Source organism: Streptosporangium sp. NPDC000509, from assembly GCF_042898365.1.
Classification (GTDB): domain Bacteria; phylum Actinomycetota; class Actinomycetes; order Streptosporangiales; family Streptosporangiaceae; genus Streptosporangium.
This window is the reverse complement of record NZ_JBIAYX010000010.1, coordinates 253,925-268,969: the sequence shown is the minus strand read 5'-3', so window position 1 is coordinate 268,969 and position 15,045 is coordinate 253,925. Positions and strand designations below refer to the sequence as shown.

At 66.0% G+C, this 15,045-nt stretch carries 20 protein-coding genes and 1 tRNA gene; 12 read left to right on the top strand and 9 right to left on the bottom strand.

All coding sequences use genetic code 11. The annotated features are described in order from the left end of the window. Positions 1 to 27 precede the first annotated feature (27 nt). Positions 28 to 993, top strand: coding sequence for an NUDIX domain-containing protein (locus ACFY3D_RS20355; protein WP_389981306.1), 966 nt, complete (start codon positions 28 to 30; stop codon positions 991 to 993). 35 nt (positions 994 to 1,028) lie between these two features. Here the strand turns inward: ACFY3D_RS20355 and ACFY3D_RS20350 are convergent, their stop codons facing one another. Further along, the gene (locus ACFY3D_RS20350) at positions 1,029 to 1,841 is read right to left on the bottom strand and encodes a PrsW family glutamic-type intramembrane protease (protein ID WP_350942082.1); all 813 of its coding nucleotides are present in this window, start codon (positions 1,839 to 1,841) and stop codon (positions 1,029 to 1,031) included. 164 nt (positions 1,842 to 2,005) lie between these two features. Here ACFY3D_RS20350 and ACFY3D_RS20345 point away from each other — a divergent pair, with 164 nt between their 5' ends. From ACFY3D_RS20345 to ACFY3D_RS20325, 5 genes are all read left to right on the top strand, one after another. After that, entirely contained in the window at positions 2,006 to 2,722 is a 717-nt protein-coding gene (locus tag ACFY3D_RS20345; RefSeq protein WP_389981304.1) for a hypothetical protein, read from the top strand. 57 nt (positions 2,723 to 2,779) lie between these two features. Beyond that, entirely contained in the window at positions 2,780 to 3,202 is a 423-nt protein-coding gene (locus tag ACFY3D_RS20340) for a hypothetical protein (RefSeq protein ID WP_389981302.1), read from the top strand. A gap of 3 nt (positions 3,203 to 3,205) precedes the next feature. Continuing rightward, positions 3,206 to 3,592 (top strand): hypothetical protein, encoded by a 387-nt coding sequence (locus tag ACFY3D_RS20335; RefSeq protein WP_350942077.1) that lies wholly within the window; start codon positions 3,206 to 3,208, stop codon positions 3,590 to 3,592. A 237-nt stretch (positions 3,593 to 3,829) separates the two neighbouring features. Beyond that, on the top strand, positions 3,830 to 4,006 hold the full coding sequence (locus tag ACFY3D_RS20330) for a hypothetical protein (protein WP_389776207.1): 177 nt from the start codon (positions 3,830 to 3,832) through the stop codon (positions 4,004 to 4,006). A 403-nt stretch (positions 4,007 to 4,409) separates the two neighbouring features. After that, positions 4,410 to 5,309 (top strand): integrase, encoded by a 900-nt coding sequence (locus ACFY3D_RS20325; RefSeq protein ID WP_389981300.1) that lies wholly within the window; start codon positions 4,410 to 4,412, stop codon positions 5,307 to 5,309. Here ACFY3D_RS20325 and ACFY3D_RS20320 read toward each other — a convergent pair. Then, positions 5,285 to 5,824, bottom strand: a complete 540-nt coding sequence (locus ACFY3D_RS20320) for a flavoprotein (protein ID WP_389981298.1) — start codon at positions 5,822 to 5,824, stop codon at positions 5,285 to 5,287. The two genes, ACFY3D_RS20325 and ACFY3D_RS20320, sit on opposite strands and share 25 nt — an antisense overlap. 86 nt (positions 5,825 to 5,910) lie before the next feature. On the opposite strand from ACFY3D_RS20320, the gene ACFY3D_RS20315 reads away from it, so the two are divergent. Beyond that, entirely contained in the window at positions 5,911 to 6,159 is a 249-nt protein-coding gene (locus ACFY3D_RS20315) for a cell division protein SepF (RefSeq protein WP_389981296.1), read from the top strand. A gap of 110 nt (positions 6,160 to 6,269) precedes the next feature. Further along, a complete protein-coding gene (locus ACFY3D_RS20310; RefSeq protein ID WP_389981294.1) occupies positions 6,270 to 6,815 on the top strand; it encodes an SMI1/KNR4 family protein in 546 nt (181 codons plus the stop codon). Between the two features lie 205 nt (positions 6,816 to 7,020). On the opposite strand, the gene ACFY3D_RS20305 is transcribed toward ACFY3D_RS20310, so the two are convergent. Further along, entirely contained in the window at positions 7,021 to 7,419 is a 399-nt protein-coding gene (locus ACFY3D_RS20305) for a nuclear transport factor 2 family protein (protein ID WP_389981292.1), read from the bottom strand. Positions 7,420 to 7,507: 88 nt separating this feature from the next. Here ACFY3D_RS20305 and ACFY3D_RS20300 point away from each other — a divergent pair, with 88 nt between their 5' ends. After that, the gene (locus tag ACFY3D_RS20300; RefSeq protein WP_389981290.1) at positions 7,508 to 8,281 is read left to right on the top strand and encodes a helix-turn-helix domain-containing protein; all 774 of its coding nucleotides are present in this window, start codon (positions 7,508 to 7,510) and stop codon (positions 8,279 to 8,281) included. Between the two features lie 43 nt (positions 8,282 to 8,324). Here the strand turns inward: ACFY3D_RS20300 and ACFY3D_RS20295 are convergent, their stop codons facing one another. The 5 genes from ACFY3D_RS20295 to ACFY3D_RS20275 form a co-directional block, all read right to left on the bottom strand. After that, positions 8,325 to 8,867, bottom strand: a complete 543-nt coding sequence (locus ACFY3D_RS20295; protein ID WP_389981288.1) for a hypothetical protein — start codon at positions 8,865 to 8,867, stop codon at positions 8,325 to 8,327. Positions 8,868 to 9,096: 229 nt separating this feature from the next. Further along, positions 9,097 to 9,633, bottom strand: coding sequence for a signal peptidase I (gene lepB, locus ACFY3D_RS20290; protein WP_389981286.1), 537 nt, complete (start codon positions 9,631 to 9,633; stop codon positions 9,097 to 9,099). 108 nt (positions 9,634 to 9,741) lie between these two features. Then, positions 9,742 to 10,461 (bottom strand): hypothetical protein, encoded by a 720-nt coding sequence (locus ACFY3D_RS20285; protein WP_389981284.1) that lies wholly within the window; start codon positions 10,459 to 10,461, stop codon positions 9,742 to 9,744. A gap of 288 nt (positions 10,462 to 10,749) precedes the next feature. Beyond that, entirely contained in the window at positions 10,750 to 11,424 is a 675-nt protein-coding gene (locus ACFY3D_RS20280) for a hypothetical protein (RefSeq protein WP_389981282.1), read from the bottom strand. Between the two features lie 205 nt (positions 11,425 to 11,629). Then, positions 11,630 to 12,061: a MarR family winged helix-turn-helix transcriptional regulator gene (locus ACFY3D_RS20275; RefSeq protein ID WP_389981280.1), complete on the bottom strand. Its 432-nt coding sequence runs from the start codon at positions 12,059 to 12,061 to the stop codon at positions 11,630 to 11,632. 192 nt (positions 12,062 to 12,253) lie between these two features. Here ACFY3D_RS20275 and ACFY3D_RS20270 point away from each other — a divergent pair, with 192 nt between their 5' ends. After that, a complete protein-coding gene (locus tag ACFY3D_RS20270) occupies positions 12,254 to 13,240 on the top strand; it encodes an NAD-dependent epimerase/dehydratase family protein (protein ID WP_389981278.1) in 987 nt (328 codons plus the stop codon). Between the two features lie 134 nt (positions 13,241 to 13,374). After that, on the top strand, positions 13,375 to 13,644 hold the full coding sequence (locus tag ACFY3D_RS20265; protein WP_389981275.1) for a hypothetical protein: 270 nt from the start codon (positions 13,375 to 13,377) through the stop codon (positions 13,642 to 13,644). A gap of 212 nt (positions 13,645 to 13,856) precedes the next feature. Here the strand turns inward: ACFY3D_RS20265 and ACFY3D_RS20260 are convergent. Continuing rightward, a tRNA-OTHER gene (locus ACFY3D_RS20260) sits at positions 13,857 to 13,926 on the bottom strand. 110 nt (positions 13,927 to 14,036) lie between these two features. On the opposite strand from ACFY3D_RS20260, the gene ACFY3D_RS20255 reads away from it, so the two are divergent. Further along, positions 14,037 to 14,588, top strand: coding sequence for a hypothetical protein (locus ACFY3D_RS20255; protein ID WP_362902146.1), 552 nt, complete (start codon positions 14,037 to 14,039; stop codon positions 14,586 to 14,588). The last annotated feature ends 457 nt before the right edge of the window (positions 14,589 to 15,045 follow it).

Here is a 15,045-nt window from a genome sequence, read left to right as displayed (position 1 = left end):
AAGTATGCCGGATCATGACATGGCAGCATGAACGATTTTTACCTGCCGGTCGTCCCCTCCATCCCCGGCATCTCCCTGATCGGCCGGGGGCGGAGAATCCTCAAGCATGTCCTGGGACATCATGAAGTCATGACGGCGAGGGATGGGGACGGTTGGGCCCGGTGCGATCTCGGGCACCGGCACTGGGGAGTGTACGGCGCGGCCGGTCTGCTCGCCGTCCACCACGACCCCGCGGACGGGCCCCGCGTCCTGATGCAGAAGCGCGCCGCGTGGAGCCACCACGGCGGCACCTGGGGACTGCCGGGCGGCGCCCGCGACAGCCACGAGGACACGATCGAGACCGCGCTGCGCGAGGCCTTCGAGGAGGCCGCGCTGGACGGTACCGATCTACGGGTCCAGGGCGTCTACCTCGACGACCACGGCGGCTGGTCCTTCGAGACCGTGATCGCCGAGGCCTCCGAGCTGCTGCGCGTGGTCCCCGCCAGCGCCGAGAGCGACGACCTGCGCTGGGTCCCCACCGAGGAGATCACCGCGAGGGAGCTCCACCCCGGCTTCGCCGCGACCTGGCCGGTCGTCGGCCTCGCGCTCACCCCCTCCCTCGTCGTTCTCGACATCGCCAACATCGTGGGCGCCCGCGCCGAGCACGGCTGGTGGAGGGATCGCGCGGGGGCGGCGGCCAGACTGCTCGCCGAGGTCGGCGCGAGCGCCGGCGACGGCCGGTTGACCGTGCCCGGCCGTACGCCGACGCTGGCACGCTGGTTTCCCAGGCTGACCGCGATCGTCGAGGGAGCCGCCCGCGGCGTCGCCTCCGTACCCGGCGTCCGGGTGATCGCCGCGCCGGGGAGCGGGGACGACGCCGTCGTCCAGGCCGTACGGGACGCGCGGCCGTGGGAGCACGTCCTGGTCGTCACCGCCGACCGAGGACTGCGCGAGCGGGTCACGGAACTGGGTGCCGAGGTCACCGGGCCTCGGTGGCTGCTGGCACAGCTCTGACCCCGCGGATCAGCGCGGGACTCCGATCCCGCGGATCAGGCGCGGGACGGTTCCGGTTCCAGGGGCGGCACCGGTTTCAGATCTCGGGTGGCCCGGTGGAACAGCCAGTAGCTCGTCACGGCGGTGGCGATGAAGAACAGCCTCGCCGGCCGGGGGATGTCCAGGATGAGCAGGCCGTCGCTGAGCGAGTGGAGCATGGCCGCCGTGACGAAGGCGACGACGATGGGCAGGGCGACGACGGCGCGCCCCCGGACCTCCCAGACGCCGAAGGCCACCGCGCAGACCAGGCCCGTCCAGACGAGGTGGCTGAAGGGGGTGCTGAGGCCGCGCAGGAGAAGGACCGTGCCCGCGCCCATGGCACCGTCGTGGTTGGCGACGCTCTTCCAGGCGTAGGCCATCGACTCCATGATCGCGAACCCGGTCGCGCACGCCAGGCCGAGTGCGATACCAGCGGCCTTGGTGAGGTGGCGGCCGGTGAGCGCGACCGCGAGGGGCGGGACGAGTTTCGCGGGTTCCTCGATCCAGCCGACCCGCAGGATCGAGGTGCTGTTCTTCTCGGAGATGAGAAGCGCGTCGAAGTAGCCGCCGAGCAGGAGCGCGACGCCCCCGCCGAACATGAACATGCTCGCCAGCGTCATGGCCGGCACGCTGGTGGCGATGTGGATACGGTCGTGGACGGCGAGCAGGAGCGCGATGGGCCCGGCTGCCGCCCCGTAGAAGAAGGCCGCGGGCAGGACGGCCTGGTTACCGGCCACCTGCATCATGGTGATGAGCGAGAAGGACAGAACGATCAGGGCGATCCACGCCTTGAACCATCGATGCCGATAGAAGCGCAAATGGTCTCGCATGGTAGGTAATTTCCCAGTAGGTTTGCCCTAGATTCGGGCGATTTGTCGATGTTTACCTAAATGTCGACTCCAGCGCGATCACCGGACCGATGACGTGGTCAGCCGAGAGCTGCGAGCGTTATGATCACTTTTATCCGCTCTTGCCAGCCCCCCGGAGACCGCACGTGGGCTACCCGCCGCAGTACGGCCAGCCGCCACGTGGCGAGACAGGACGCGGGCTGGCCGCGATAGTCATCATGGCCGTCGGGGTGGCCATCGGGGCCCTCATCACCGTTCTCACGGTGCTCAACCCGCCCTCGTCACCGCCGAGCACATCCCCGACGGGCGGCGGCGAGCACTCGGAGGTCTCGGTCCGCCAGGCCGTCCAGCCGGCACTCGACGCCTACAGCAGCGGGTTGTACGGCGACTTCTGGGACCTGTGGACCGTCGAGGCGCAGGGGCTGATCGCGCGGGAGGAGTATGTGCGGCTGTTCGAGATCTGCCCGCCGCCCGTGACGAACTCCCCGCTCACCATCTCCACCGTCACGATCACCGGAGACAGCGCCAGGGTCGAGGCGGCCAGGCTCGGCGAGACGACGGAGTTCGGCTTCGTCTTCGAGAGCAGTGCGTGGCGGTACGAACCGTCGCCCGAGGAGCGGCTCACCTACCAGGCTCCGGTCGACCAGATAGCCGCGCAGCGGCGGGCCCTGGGACTCTGCGGCGCGACCACCCCCAGCCCCGGCGCGACCGCCCCCACCGATCCCACCGCTCCCACCGCTCCTACGAGCCCCGGTGATCCTTCCGTTCCCACGAATCCCGCCGATCCCTCCACCCCCGCGAACCCCGGTGATCCTTCCGCTCCTACGAATCCCGACATTCAACCGCCGGGGTTTCAGCAGTGATGACCTTTGATGCAGAAGTGCTGCCATAATCCACAATTCGCAGCTACTGTCGAACGCATGGCCCACTCCATGCCGGCATGGCGAGACGGCACAGGATCGGAAAAACCATCATCGAATGATCACGATGGCGCCAGGCAAGAATCGGATTCGGTTCCGCTGTGGCTGGCGCACCTTCAGCTCAGAGAAGGGCAAAAGGAAATCAGCGCACCGGTTTCTGATACAGCTATCACCATAGAGCTGGATAAAGCGGATTATGAGGCGCTTTCCCGTAAGGCACGACTGACCGGAAACCGCGTCGCCGACGTGATCCACGCGGCCCTCCAGAGAGAGATCGGTAACAAACCCCACGTGATCACCCTGATGCGCCGCTGGAACCTGCATCGCGAAGACCTCGACACGGCGGCCGACTCCCTCGGGGTCGACCAGCTCTCCGAGGCGGAGTGGGGCCAGATCGGCATCCGTCGTTTCCGGAGGCACTGAGCCATGCTTCCCGGTCGAGTGCTCGACGTGAGCGCACTGGTCGACATCGCGGTGGCGAAGACCGAATACTCGCGCAGCGTCGCGGCCATGTGTCTCTTCCGTGGCGGCGGGATATGCGTCCCGGCGACCAGTCTCGCGGCCGTCCTGTCCATCTCCCCGATCTCGACCCAGGTGGAGCTGTTCGAACTCGTCACGACACCCGGCGTGAAGATCGACGACTTCACCCACGGGAAGGTCGGGGACATCGCGGAGATCCTCGACGGATCGCGCGACATCACGGCCGGACACGTCGTCTGGTGTGCCCGCGCCACCAAGTGGCCCATCCTCACCGATCGCGGGGCGGAACTCGTCCAGTACGACCAGAACATCGAGATCGATCCCCTGCCCTGACCCGCTCCCCGGCCGGGTGACGTGGCCGAGCGGCGCGCCGGCATGGCGGCCACCGCCGACCGTACGGACCCGAACCTTGGAAGGGGCCTTACATTCATACCTTTTCAGTCAAAAATGATGCCAAATATCGTCATACGCACGATCGATTTTCTAGGCCGCGGCTTTCACACTGGAAGAGTGACATTCCAGATGAGGCGCATCAAATTGGAGATTCCTGACGGACCGGAATATGACCAGGTGCGCGATATGCACGGTCACGCGGTCACGGTGTTCGCGTCCACGGAGATCAACGGCGAACGTTCCCTGAAAATCGGCAGCAGGACCCTGCTGCTGAGGAAGGTGGGCGAGGACGAGGACGAGGAGGGACCGCTGGACGTCTACCGGGCCGAGTCCATTTCCGAACCCTCGTACTGACATCCGCCCCCGTTGAGGGTCCATCCCCACCGAGGATCCACCCTCTCCGATGGTCCGTCCCGCGCCCGGATCCCGGTCGCCGCGCTCCGGTGTCCCATCCCCGACGTCTCCGCGCCCTGGTTTTTCCGTGCCCGGCTCATCTGCCTCGCTCGTCCCCGCACCCCGGTGCGCCTGCCTCGAAGGACCGGTGACGCCCTGCCCCGGATCCACGAATCGCCGTACGGGACGTCCTGGAGGCCTGAAGATGTGCCACGGCGGTAAGCCGCGGAAGACGTCCCGCGCGGAGTGCGCGCGAGAGTACGCCGCGGACGTCCCCCGCGGATTGAGTGAGAGTACGCCGTTCCAACCGGGGAACTCGTGAGGGAAACGCGCACGCCCGTCCAGCACGAGGAGCTCCGACCCGATGCGCATCACCTTCGCCACCGAAGCGGCACCCGGCAGGCAGAACGCGGACGCCGACAAAACCACGGACGCCGCAGATATCACGGACACCCTGGACAGCACGGACAGCGAAGACAACGAGGACTTCTTCGGGGCGACCCCGGACGCCTACGTCCTCCTCGACGGCGCCGGCACCCCCGCGGGGACGGAGACCGGATGCGTTCACGGCGTCGGCTGGTACGTACGCTCCCTGGGCTCGACCCTCCTCGCGGGCATGACGCAGGACACGGGAACGCTCACGGAGATACTCGCGAACGGCATAAAAGCCGTCGCCTCCCTCCACCACTTCCTCTGCGACCTCACCCACCCCGGATCGCCGTCCGCCACAGTGATCATGGTCCGCCGTATGGCGGGCAACCTGGACTTCCTCGTCCTGTCGGACTCCGTCCTCCTCCTGGACGTGGTCGGCGAGCAGGAGCCGACGGTTGTCTGTGACGACCGGGTGAACCGGATCGGCAGGGCGCATCGGTCGGCCATGGACAGCCTCGCCCACGGAAGCGCCGAGCACGTGACCGCGCGCCGGGAGTACGTGGAGACCATGCGGGACCACCGCAACCGCGAAGGCGGTTTCTGGATCGCCGCCGTCGACCCGCTCACCGCCGAGCGGTCGCTCACCGGCACGCTCCCCGCCGACCGGATCCGGGCGGCCGCCCTGCTCAGCGACGGAGCCTCCCGGCTCGTCGACCTGTTCGGGCTGACCACCTGGCGCGAGGCCCTCGACATCCTCGAACGCTCAGGACCCGGCGAGCTGATCCGCAGAGTCCGCGAGGCGGAGGACACCGATTCCGACGGCTCCCGCTGGCCCCGGACGAAAACCCACGACGACGCGACGGCCGCCTACTGCCTGTTCGGCCGAGGGTAAGCCTGTTTCCCCGAGATCTCCTGGAGAGCGAGGGCCCATTCGTCTCCGGTGTCGGCCGGGTCGGGTCCGGAAGGGCTGGGCAGGACGCGGACGCCTTCGGCCCTGAGGCTCTCGACGCTCCGGCGGAACGGCGCGCGTGTGGCGAGAGCGTCGTTGACGAAGGGGAGGACGACCACGGGGATGCCGAGGCCGGATGCCTCGGCGAGGAGGCCGAGGGCGTAGGTGTCGGCGATGCCCTGGGCGAACTTGTTGACGGTGTTGTAGGTGGCGGGGGCGACGATGATCGCGTCGGCCCTGGGCGGCTTGGGCTCGTCCGGCCTTCGATACCGGCTGCGGACGGGACGTCCGGTCTGCCGTTCCAGGGCGGGGACGTCGATGAAGTCCAGTGCGGACGGGGTCGCGACGACCTGGACGACCCAGCCCTCGTCCAGGGCGAGGGCGACGAGACGGCCGACGTCCCGGGCGGCGCCCGCCGCGCACACGATGACGTACAGAAGCCTGCCGGACTCGGTCACGCGATCACTCCCGGGTACGCGACATATTCGTGGGTTCCAAGCAGAAGACACCTTGACGGGTGTGACGGACGGTGGAGACTTGTCCGGTGGTCAAAACACTACGTCCCCAGAACTACAACGAGGCGATCTACGTCGGACACTTCTTCCGTACGGGCATGCCCGTGGTGATGGACCTCAACGGGCTCACGGACGACGAGGCGAAACAGTTCGTCGACTTCGCCGCCGGCCTGGTGTTCGGCAGAGGCGGGGACATGGACCGGCTGTCCCCCAAGGTCTTCCTGCTGATGCCTCACGGACGGGGCAATCGGGTGCCCACCGTCGAAGAGGCACCGTAGGCAGGCCGGCTTCAACCTTCTCCCATGCTTCGTCTCACGCGCCGGAGACGCGACTCGGGACGGCTCTCGATCAGGGGGATCTGTCGTGGGCGGATGGCAGGATCGTCGCCGTGACAGACATCGACGACCTCCTCCGGCGCGTGTTCACGAAGGCGAGCGTGGACGAAGAGCGACTGCCTCCCACCGCGACGGAGGAAGAGGTCGCGCGGGCGGAGAGCATCCTGGGTTTCGGGCTTCCTCCGCTGTTCGCACGGCTCTACCGGAAGGTGGCCGACGGCGGCTTCGGCCCCGAATACCAGCTCTTCCCGCTCCTGGGAGAGGGCCGCACCGCCGTGAGCGTCTACCACGAGGAACGGGCGGCCTCAGGGCTTGGCGAGAAGGCGTACTGGCCGGCGGAGGTCCTGCCGATCCTGGACTGGGGCTGCGGCATGTACGCCGCGATGGACTGCCGGACCCCTGCGGGCACGATACTGCTCTTCGAGCCGAACGGAATCGAAGACGACTGGCACGACGCATGGTACGTCGACTCCGAGAGCCTGTCCGACTGGCTTGAGACCTGGGTCTCGGGAACCGGCTGGTACGAGGAGGACTCCGAAGAAGAGGATGGGATGCGACGATGGGAGGCCGCTCGGCGGCGCCTGGCGGAGAAGAGCTGACCTGCCGTTCATCCCGCAAGCTCGTCTTCCGACGCTCCCGGAGCCCTCGGCCGCGTACGGCGCGCCCCTTCGAGGCCCGGGCCGCGTAGGGCGCGCCGCCCCCTCGATCCTGGCGTGACGCGGAGTTGTGCGACCCACCCCGCTCAGCCCGAACGCGACATCGTCGCGGCGCGGGCAGTCGACCGGCATGCCGTACGGTCGGCGATCAGCGAATCTCCCACCACTTCAGGTTGGCGTCCGCGTGGGAGGTCGGCTCGATGATTTCCCATGCCTCGGCGATCAGACCGTCGTCGAGCCGCCAGATGTCGACGACCGTGATCTCCGGCCCGGCACCGGGCAGCCGGCGCCGCGAATGCATCACGACGTGTTCGCCGTCGGCCAGCACGTGCTGGATCTCGACCTGCATACCGGCGAGCGGGACGAGCGCGGCGCCCACGGCGGCCAGCCATTCCGGCTTCGTCCGGGAGGTCGCGTCCGGCCGGTGGTGCAGGAAGTCGTCACTCAGCAACGGCGCGAGCGCGTCGACGTCGCCGGTCGCGACCAGTGCCGTCAGCGCCTGCTGGACGATGCTCTTGTTGTCGTGGGCCATGTTCTGCGTGGTCATGGGCAGCAGTGTTTCCACCTTCCGGGAAGATTGTCGATGAAATCCCATTTCATGGCGTCCGGCTGTTCGATGAGTAGCATCGACGTCCATGTACACGGTGGGTGAACTGCTGCGGCAGTGGCGGCATCGTCGGCGACTCAGCCAGCTGGACCTCGCGATCGCCGCCGACGTGTCGGCTCGTCACGTCAGCCTGGTGGAGACCGGCAAGTCCCACCCGAGCACCGAGATGATCCTGCGGCTGGCCGAGCAGCTCGACGTGCCGTTACGTGAGCGCAACCGGCTGCTGCTGGCCGCCGGTTTCGCACCCCGCTATACCGAGCGACCGCTCGATCAGCGAGCGCTGGCGGCGGCCTGGAGCGCGATCGAACGGGTGCTGCGCGCGCATGAGCCGTATCCGGCGCTGGCCGTCGACCGCCGGTGGAACATCGTGATGAGCAATCGCGCCATCGCCCCGTTCCTCGCCGACGTCGCCCCCGACCTGCTGGCCCCGCCGATCAACATGGTGCGGCTGGGATTGGATCCGCGCGGCCTCGCTCCGCACATCGTCAACCTGGCGCAGGTGCGTGCGCTACTGCGTATCCGGATCACACGACAGCTCGCCACGGCTCCCGACCCCGAGCTCACCGCACTCTACGAGGACCTCCTCGCCCCCCACCCGGAGGACGCGAGCCAGCCGGTCGAGTCCGAGATCGCCATCCCAATGATCTTCAAATTCGGCGGGCGGGAGCTGCGACTGTTCTCGACGACCACCACGTTCGGCACTCCGATGGACATCACCCTGGACGAGGTCGCGATCGAGTCGTACTACCCGACGGACGCCGAAAGCGCCGCCTACTTCACCTCACCCGACATCGGCGTATAGCACCCCTGGCAGCCCGGTCGCAGGGGAAGCTATTGGGAACGAGCTATGAGGCGAGCAGATCGAAATGAAAGCCGACGATCAGTAGTGCGGCCGCCATGATACGGATGTGAACCGCGCGAGGATGCGTGAAGATCATGGGCAGCTTCGCGCACACCTTGTCGATGACAAGTACGGTTCCAGCTATAGCCAGGGGCAGCAGAAAGCACAGCGTGACGATGGCGACGACCCTGAGAAGGCCGACGAGCACATCCAAGCCGGGGACACCGGCCGGTGCAGGAATGTCAATGTTCCATACAATGTCCCATATGGCGACCCAGCCGAAGGCCATGACAAACGAGGCGACCGAAAACGAATAGATTAACGCGCGGCTCCAGAGAGCCTGGACTAGGGCGTGTAGCCGATCTGCGAACGACGTGAGACGCTTGGGACCGGCGATGTCGAGCAGGATGGTCATGCCGCTGACGAAGGCCGCGATTTTCCCAGTCCTGCCCCACCAGATCATCGGCAAGCCGAACATGTCGTTTCCCAAGGTGGACTTGCCGTCCAGCCACATCTGCCAAGCCTCGAAATAGCCGATGTTCGCCACGATCGGAGCGTATGACCTGCCTTACCGCCTGACCAGTGCCTCGCCCCGACGCACTCGAAGGCGGAAGCAGAAAGGGGCGGCGAAGAAAAGGGAGACCGAGGCGCAGATGACGCATATGTCCGAATAATTCTAGAGATTCCCGGGATCATTCGGAACCATTTCCCTGCCGATCCCCAAATTCCGGCTGTCCAGATCCGCGCAAGTCAACTGCCCTCTATCCCCGTCCCCCTCACTCAACGGCGGCAAGGTCCACGATCGCGATGACGCTGGACACCGGAACCATGGCGTCCTCCTTCTGTTTATTCGGGTCAAGAAACTGGCTGCGCGAATCGAGAGAAACGTGCCGGTTATCTCCTTGCACCCAAACATGCCCTTCGGGAACGACCACAGGGCCGAAGGCAAGGCGCGAAGCGGGAGGCTCCTTGATGTAGGGCTCCTCCAAGGGGTCTCCGTTCAAGGTCATCTGCCCTTGGCCATCGCAACACTCCACAGCAACCCCTGGAACCCCAATGACTCGCGAGACGCGTATCCCATTCTCATCCCACATCTCGGGGGTCTCGAAAAGGATGATGTCGCCGAGCTCCGGAACGTATCGCTCCCCGATATGGGTCACCGTTATATTACTGCCCGCTTTGATCGTAGGTTCCATGGCTTCACTTGTGACGTCATACTTCTTCTTTCCCGCCATGCTGTCGACAAGGCCGCACCCGCTGAGCAGCGGCAGGATCACAGCTAAAAAAAGAGCGAACGACACGTAATATTTCATCACGAAATCATAGACACCGGTGTGCGCCAACGAGACAGATCTGAAGGTTATCCCGTATAGCTCTCCGTCCCCGCAGGAGGTCGGCAGCCTCTGGCAGAGAGACAGGGTTCAAGCCGCTCGACGACTCATGATGGGGTCCGCGATGACACGAACCGGCAAGCACAACGTCTGACCATGCGTCCGAAACAGGGCATCACGGGAGCTGAAGTACCCAAGATCGGTCAGGACGTGGCCGGACAGATCGCACGACGAGCAGGTCACGCCGTCCCAGTCCACGGCGGTACGGGCCACCGCGTCGAAGAGCGTCTCAGCACCGGTATTGGTGAACCCGCCTCCTTTCTGCAAGGCACTCAGATCACCGTAGAGTTCGGAGACGGCGACCCACTCGTCGCCGAGCAGGAACTCCGGCCAGGCGAGCACCGTCTGATGCGGAATCAACGCCCGCAGCCAGGGAAATCGTGGATGCCAGAAACGCCCGTCCACCAGCAGTCCTCTGACTCGGCTGGCGATCCCGCCGGCCCGCCCCACCGCTTCCAGGATCGCCAGCCGCTGGCTGCATGATCCGCGTTCCAAGAGAAGCGTCCTGGAGACCGGCTGCGTGTCGTTCATGGCATACACCGGACGCACCCGTGCGGCGATAAGCCGGTGAGCCGTGACCAGAAGGCCTCGGTCCGTCCCGCTGTTCTCACACCGGGCTTCGCTCGCCAACCTCAATATCCGGGGATGCTCCCAGTCCAGGATGGGCGTCGCCGCCAGCTCGCCCTCCCCCGTTCCCTGGTGAGCGACGGCAGCGCGACGACACCATAAGGGCAAGAAGACCAGCTTCATTCCATGATCGTATATGTGGCTTACAACGCACCAAGTGGGACCTGCGAAGTGTGCCGGTTTCCTCCGTCGTCCGCCGCCTCACTGCTTGGCATGGCTCGCAGGTACAGGTTACGACTGGACGTCTCCGAGAACCTCTTGGCCGCCGAGGAGGATGTCCTTGTCGTGCAGGGGTGGAGCGAGACCGACATGTGCCTGGCTCGTCGATGGCCGCCGGTGCTTACGAATCCGACGGCGACCTACACATGACGCACCGGCCTTGGGTCGGACCGCGCCGGCCTGACCGGCGCTTCACCGGCCGAGTGCGAATCCTCCGGTCATGGCCGCGGCCATGACAGCTACCAGTACGCCCGCGCCGATCTTCATCGCCCTGGATTCCGCCAGGATGCCGATGGAGAACAGCAGTATGGCCGGGATGACCAGGACGACACTCATCACCGGCATGACTCTCCATACGCCTCGGGTGCCGGTAGGGATGGCATGGTCTCCCTCCGTGCTGATCGCGGCCGGAAATGTCTCGCCTGCCTTTGTGTCCGCCACGGTCTGGATGACAATCGGTGCTCTGGCCGGGTCCTCGAACACGAACCGGGCCTTGCAGTCGTATTGGGTGGCGGCGCGGCGTGCCCTCCGATACTCACTGCAGGATAGGACGGTCGCGGTCCCGGGTTCGCCTTCCATGCCGAGCGCCGTCCGCACGTCGGGCACGGTGGAGTCGATGATGAGGACCGGAAATCCCACCAGCGCGAAGAGCAGCATGAGCATCCCCAGCCCAACGAACAGGTTCGCGCCGATCTCGCCGGTCCTCCGAGCCGTCGAGGAAGAGCCGTTCGTGTTGAGATGCTGCTCCTGCGCCTTCGCGTGTGCTCGGGCAGCCTCCCGTCGCCGCTGAGCCCGCGCCCCCTCGCGCGCTCGGGCCGCTTCCCATCGCTGCCGTCTGTTACGGCGCTCCCGCGTCGTCTTCCCCATGATCGGATCATGGACGGCGGCACTTAAGGACTGGTTGCAACCGAATGGGACGGATGAAAGGAAAGTGTGCGGGATGCGGCGTCGGCACCCTCGTGTATCGGTCCACCGCCCATCAACATCAAAACGGTGAATGGGGTAACCCTGCCCGCGTCGGATCGCTATCGCCACTGGGCGTTCCGTTATCCACGCGTCGGCGATGTCTTCTTCAGCCGCCGGCGGGCGACGCCTCGTCGGCGCTGAGGGTCCGCAATATGTCGACCAGCGTCGACAGCTGCTCGGGGGTGAGTGGCCTGAACAGCTCTTCCGCCGCCAGTTCATAGCCGGCCGTCCAGTCCTGGGCCAGTGCGGCCCCTTGCGCCGTCACTCGAAGGAGTACGGACCGGCGGTCGTCCGCGCTGGCCTGGCGTTCGAGCAATCCGTCACGGACGAGCGCGTCGACCAGGGTGGAGGCGGTTCCCTGGGCGATACCGACCGCGAGAGCGAGCTCGGTGAGCCGAACCGGCTGCGAACGTGCCACCTCCACCACCAGGCGCGACCTCGGTGTCGACACCCCATGCTCGCCCAGACGCTCGTTGAAGTGACGTACGAGCACCTTCGCCGTACGACTGAACTCGTCGGCGACCTGTGCTGCGGTCACGCTCTTCCTCGCCTGCGGCATCGCCCACCTCCACTTGACGCCCCCATCGTACGGGAGGTTACATAGACATCGATACATCGACATCAAACTATTTGATGGCTATGAATCTGGAAGGCGGCCGGGATCGCGCCGAGCAGCACCGACAACCGGGCGTGCACGAGAAGTGCGTACTCAATCACAAGGAGTGCAATCATGAAGGTCTTTGTCACTGGTGGCAGCGGTTTCGTCGGCGGCGCTCTCGTCCGCCGCCTCGTCGCCGAAGGACATGAGGTCATGGCGCTCGCCAGATCGGGCTCGAGCATTCAGCGGGTACGTGCGGCCGGGGCCGATGCCGTTCCCGGCGATCTCGCCGAGCTCGGCCGGGCCGGTTCCCCGGCGCCGATCTGGCTCGCCAAGCTGCGCGAGGTTGACGCGGTCGTGCACGTCGCGGCTCACATGGAGTTCTGGGGGCCCGACTCGCTCTTCGAACAGGCCAATCACGTGCCGACCGTCGCCCTGCACGCCGCGAGCGTCGCGAGCGGGGTGCGACGCTTCGTGCTCATCAGCGCCGCGTCCGTCTCCACGGGCAGTCAACGTCGTCCCGTCGTCGACGAGTCGACGCCGGAAGGCCGGCCGAACATCGCCTACAGCCGGGTCAAGCTGGCCACCGAGCGCGCGCTGTTGAAAGCCAACAGCGAGAACACCGAGCTGGTCGTGCTCCGCCCGCCGTTCATCTGGGGTCGCGGAATGACGACGATCAACGAAATGGTCAAGGTCGCCGAGGCGGGGCGGTTCGCCTGGATCGATCACGGTAAGCACATCGTCGACTTCGTGCACGTCGAAAACCTGGCCGCTGCCGCGATCCTCGCGCTCACACGGGGCCGCCACCGTGGGGTGTACTACGCGACGGACGGCACGCCGATGCCTATTCGAGACTTCCTCACCCCCTTGCTGGCGACCCGCGGCGTGGATCTGTCCAAGAGCCGCAGCGTCCCTCTGGCGATGGCGGCGCCCATGGCCGCGATGATGGACCGCACAGCGCGCCTGCTTCGCCGCAAGACGGCGCCCCCGCTGACGAACTGGCTGGTGAGCTTCACCGGCCGTGACCGTTCCTACGACATCACCGCCGCGCGGAGGGAACTGGGCTACTCGCCTGACGTGACAGTGGAGAAAGGTCTGGCGGAGATGAGCTTCTCGTGAGGTGACGACCTCGCGCGCCGCAGCCTCACCGCCCTCGCCATGGATACGGTGCCTCACGTTTCCCGTAGGCGTCCCTTATCGCAGAGTTCGGCGTCCACGAGGACGGGCGGCTCTTCCGTACCTCGCGCGGGGGCGTGATCTCCATCGGGACCTACTGCGAGGTGTGGAAGGCTGCGCGGGCCTTCGCCCTGACTCCCGAACAGCAGGCCTCACCCCTGGCGGCCCGGCCGTACGACCTGCGCCACGCTGCGGTGTCCCTCTGGCTCAACGCCGGGGTGGCGGCCCCCGACGTGGCAGAGCGGGCAGGGCACAGGGTGGACGTACTGCTCAAGGTCTACGCAAAGTGCATCGACGGCGGCACGGAGATCGCCAACCAGCGGATTGAGGACGCGCTGGCGGCGTGAGTCCACCGGTTACGGTGAGAGGGTCTCGGTCATCCGGGGCCCTCTTTTTTGTCTTGATGAGCTGGGCAAACGTGGCCGGTTCCATCCCACAGATATCCCACGACCAGCGACATGTGGCCGCTCAGAGCGGCATACGGCTGAGTACCCCGGAAACGATCAACGGCGCCCGATCCGAGGGAAGTCCCTGGTCAGACGCCGTTTTCCGAGCTGAGCGGAGAGCGTGGGATTCGAACCCACGAGACCGGTCACCCGGCCTAGCGGTTTTCAAGAGGGCTACCTTCCGAGCAATGACAGGGCCTCTGGCCAGGCCATGAGGCTCTTCTCGGATCTCGGCCACGGAAGATCATCCCGCGCATATCCCACGGGCTCCTGGTCTCCGATCACCATGGCTGGTGCCGCGGATCATTCCTTCCCCACCAACGGAAGCTTTTTCCTCCCCAACTCTTGACCTGCTCCCCAGGCCGTCCGAGACCATGTCGATCATGTGGTTCTTCCGCTTCTTCGCCATCGGGCTCCTCAGCGGGACCGTGATGATCCCGCTCCTGCACTCCCCACGGGGCGAGGGATTCGAGCATCTGCGCTTGGATGCGATCATGAACCTGGAGATCGGCTGGTTTCTCATGGTCCCGACCTCACTGGTGGTCGGAGTCTTTTGGGTCGGCTTCTTCAGCAAGCGGACCCGGCCGGTGCCCCCGGGCTTCGTCCTGGGAGGGATCACCATCGCGTTCGGAGCTCTGGTCTTGTCACAGGCAATGGCCACGTCACGATGGCTCAACAGCTGGCCTTCCGGAGTCGGCGATCCGGACGGCGAATACGTCATGGCAGCGTTCGCCGAGCTGTCAGGAGTGGTGACCCTGCTCGTCGGCGCGGTGATCTTGATCAGTCGAGGCGTCGCCGTCCGGCATTCACGGAAGATGACCGCCCCTGCATCCATGAGCCGCTGATCAACGTAGAACGCTGCGGATGCGAGAGATTCGAACTCCTGACATCCTGCTTGCAAATAGCCATGCCGATCACGGTTGATCTGCGAAGACGCAGCTCAGAGGCGTGATCGCGTTTCCTCTGCGCCACCTCGATTCCCCGTGATTCCCCGTCTGATGGGCACGCAACGGGCACGCCGACGATCTTTTCTGGAACAGCGAATGCGGTCCGAACGTCGGCACGTAGGTCGCGCCCCCTGCACTACCCCCGTCCTCCTCATAGCTGCCGCCCCCAGGGCAGAGCCGGCGTGTCAAGGGTCAGCGAAGCTGATCGCGAAGCGACGCCAAAGGCGCCCTTGACTCGCCGGGGCTGACCGGGACAATCGAGCGGCGAAGGTGCCACGGACGGTCGGTCTGATCCTGCTGCGCCGCTGCTTTTTATAGGTGGGCGAGTCGGTGGGGAACTTGAACCGTTCGCCTA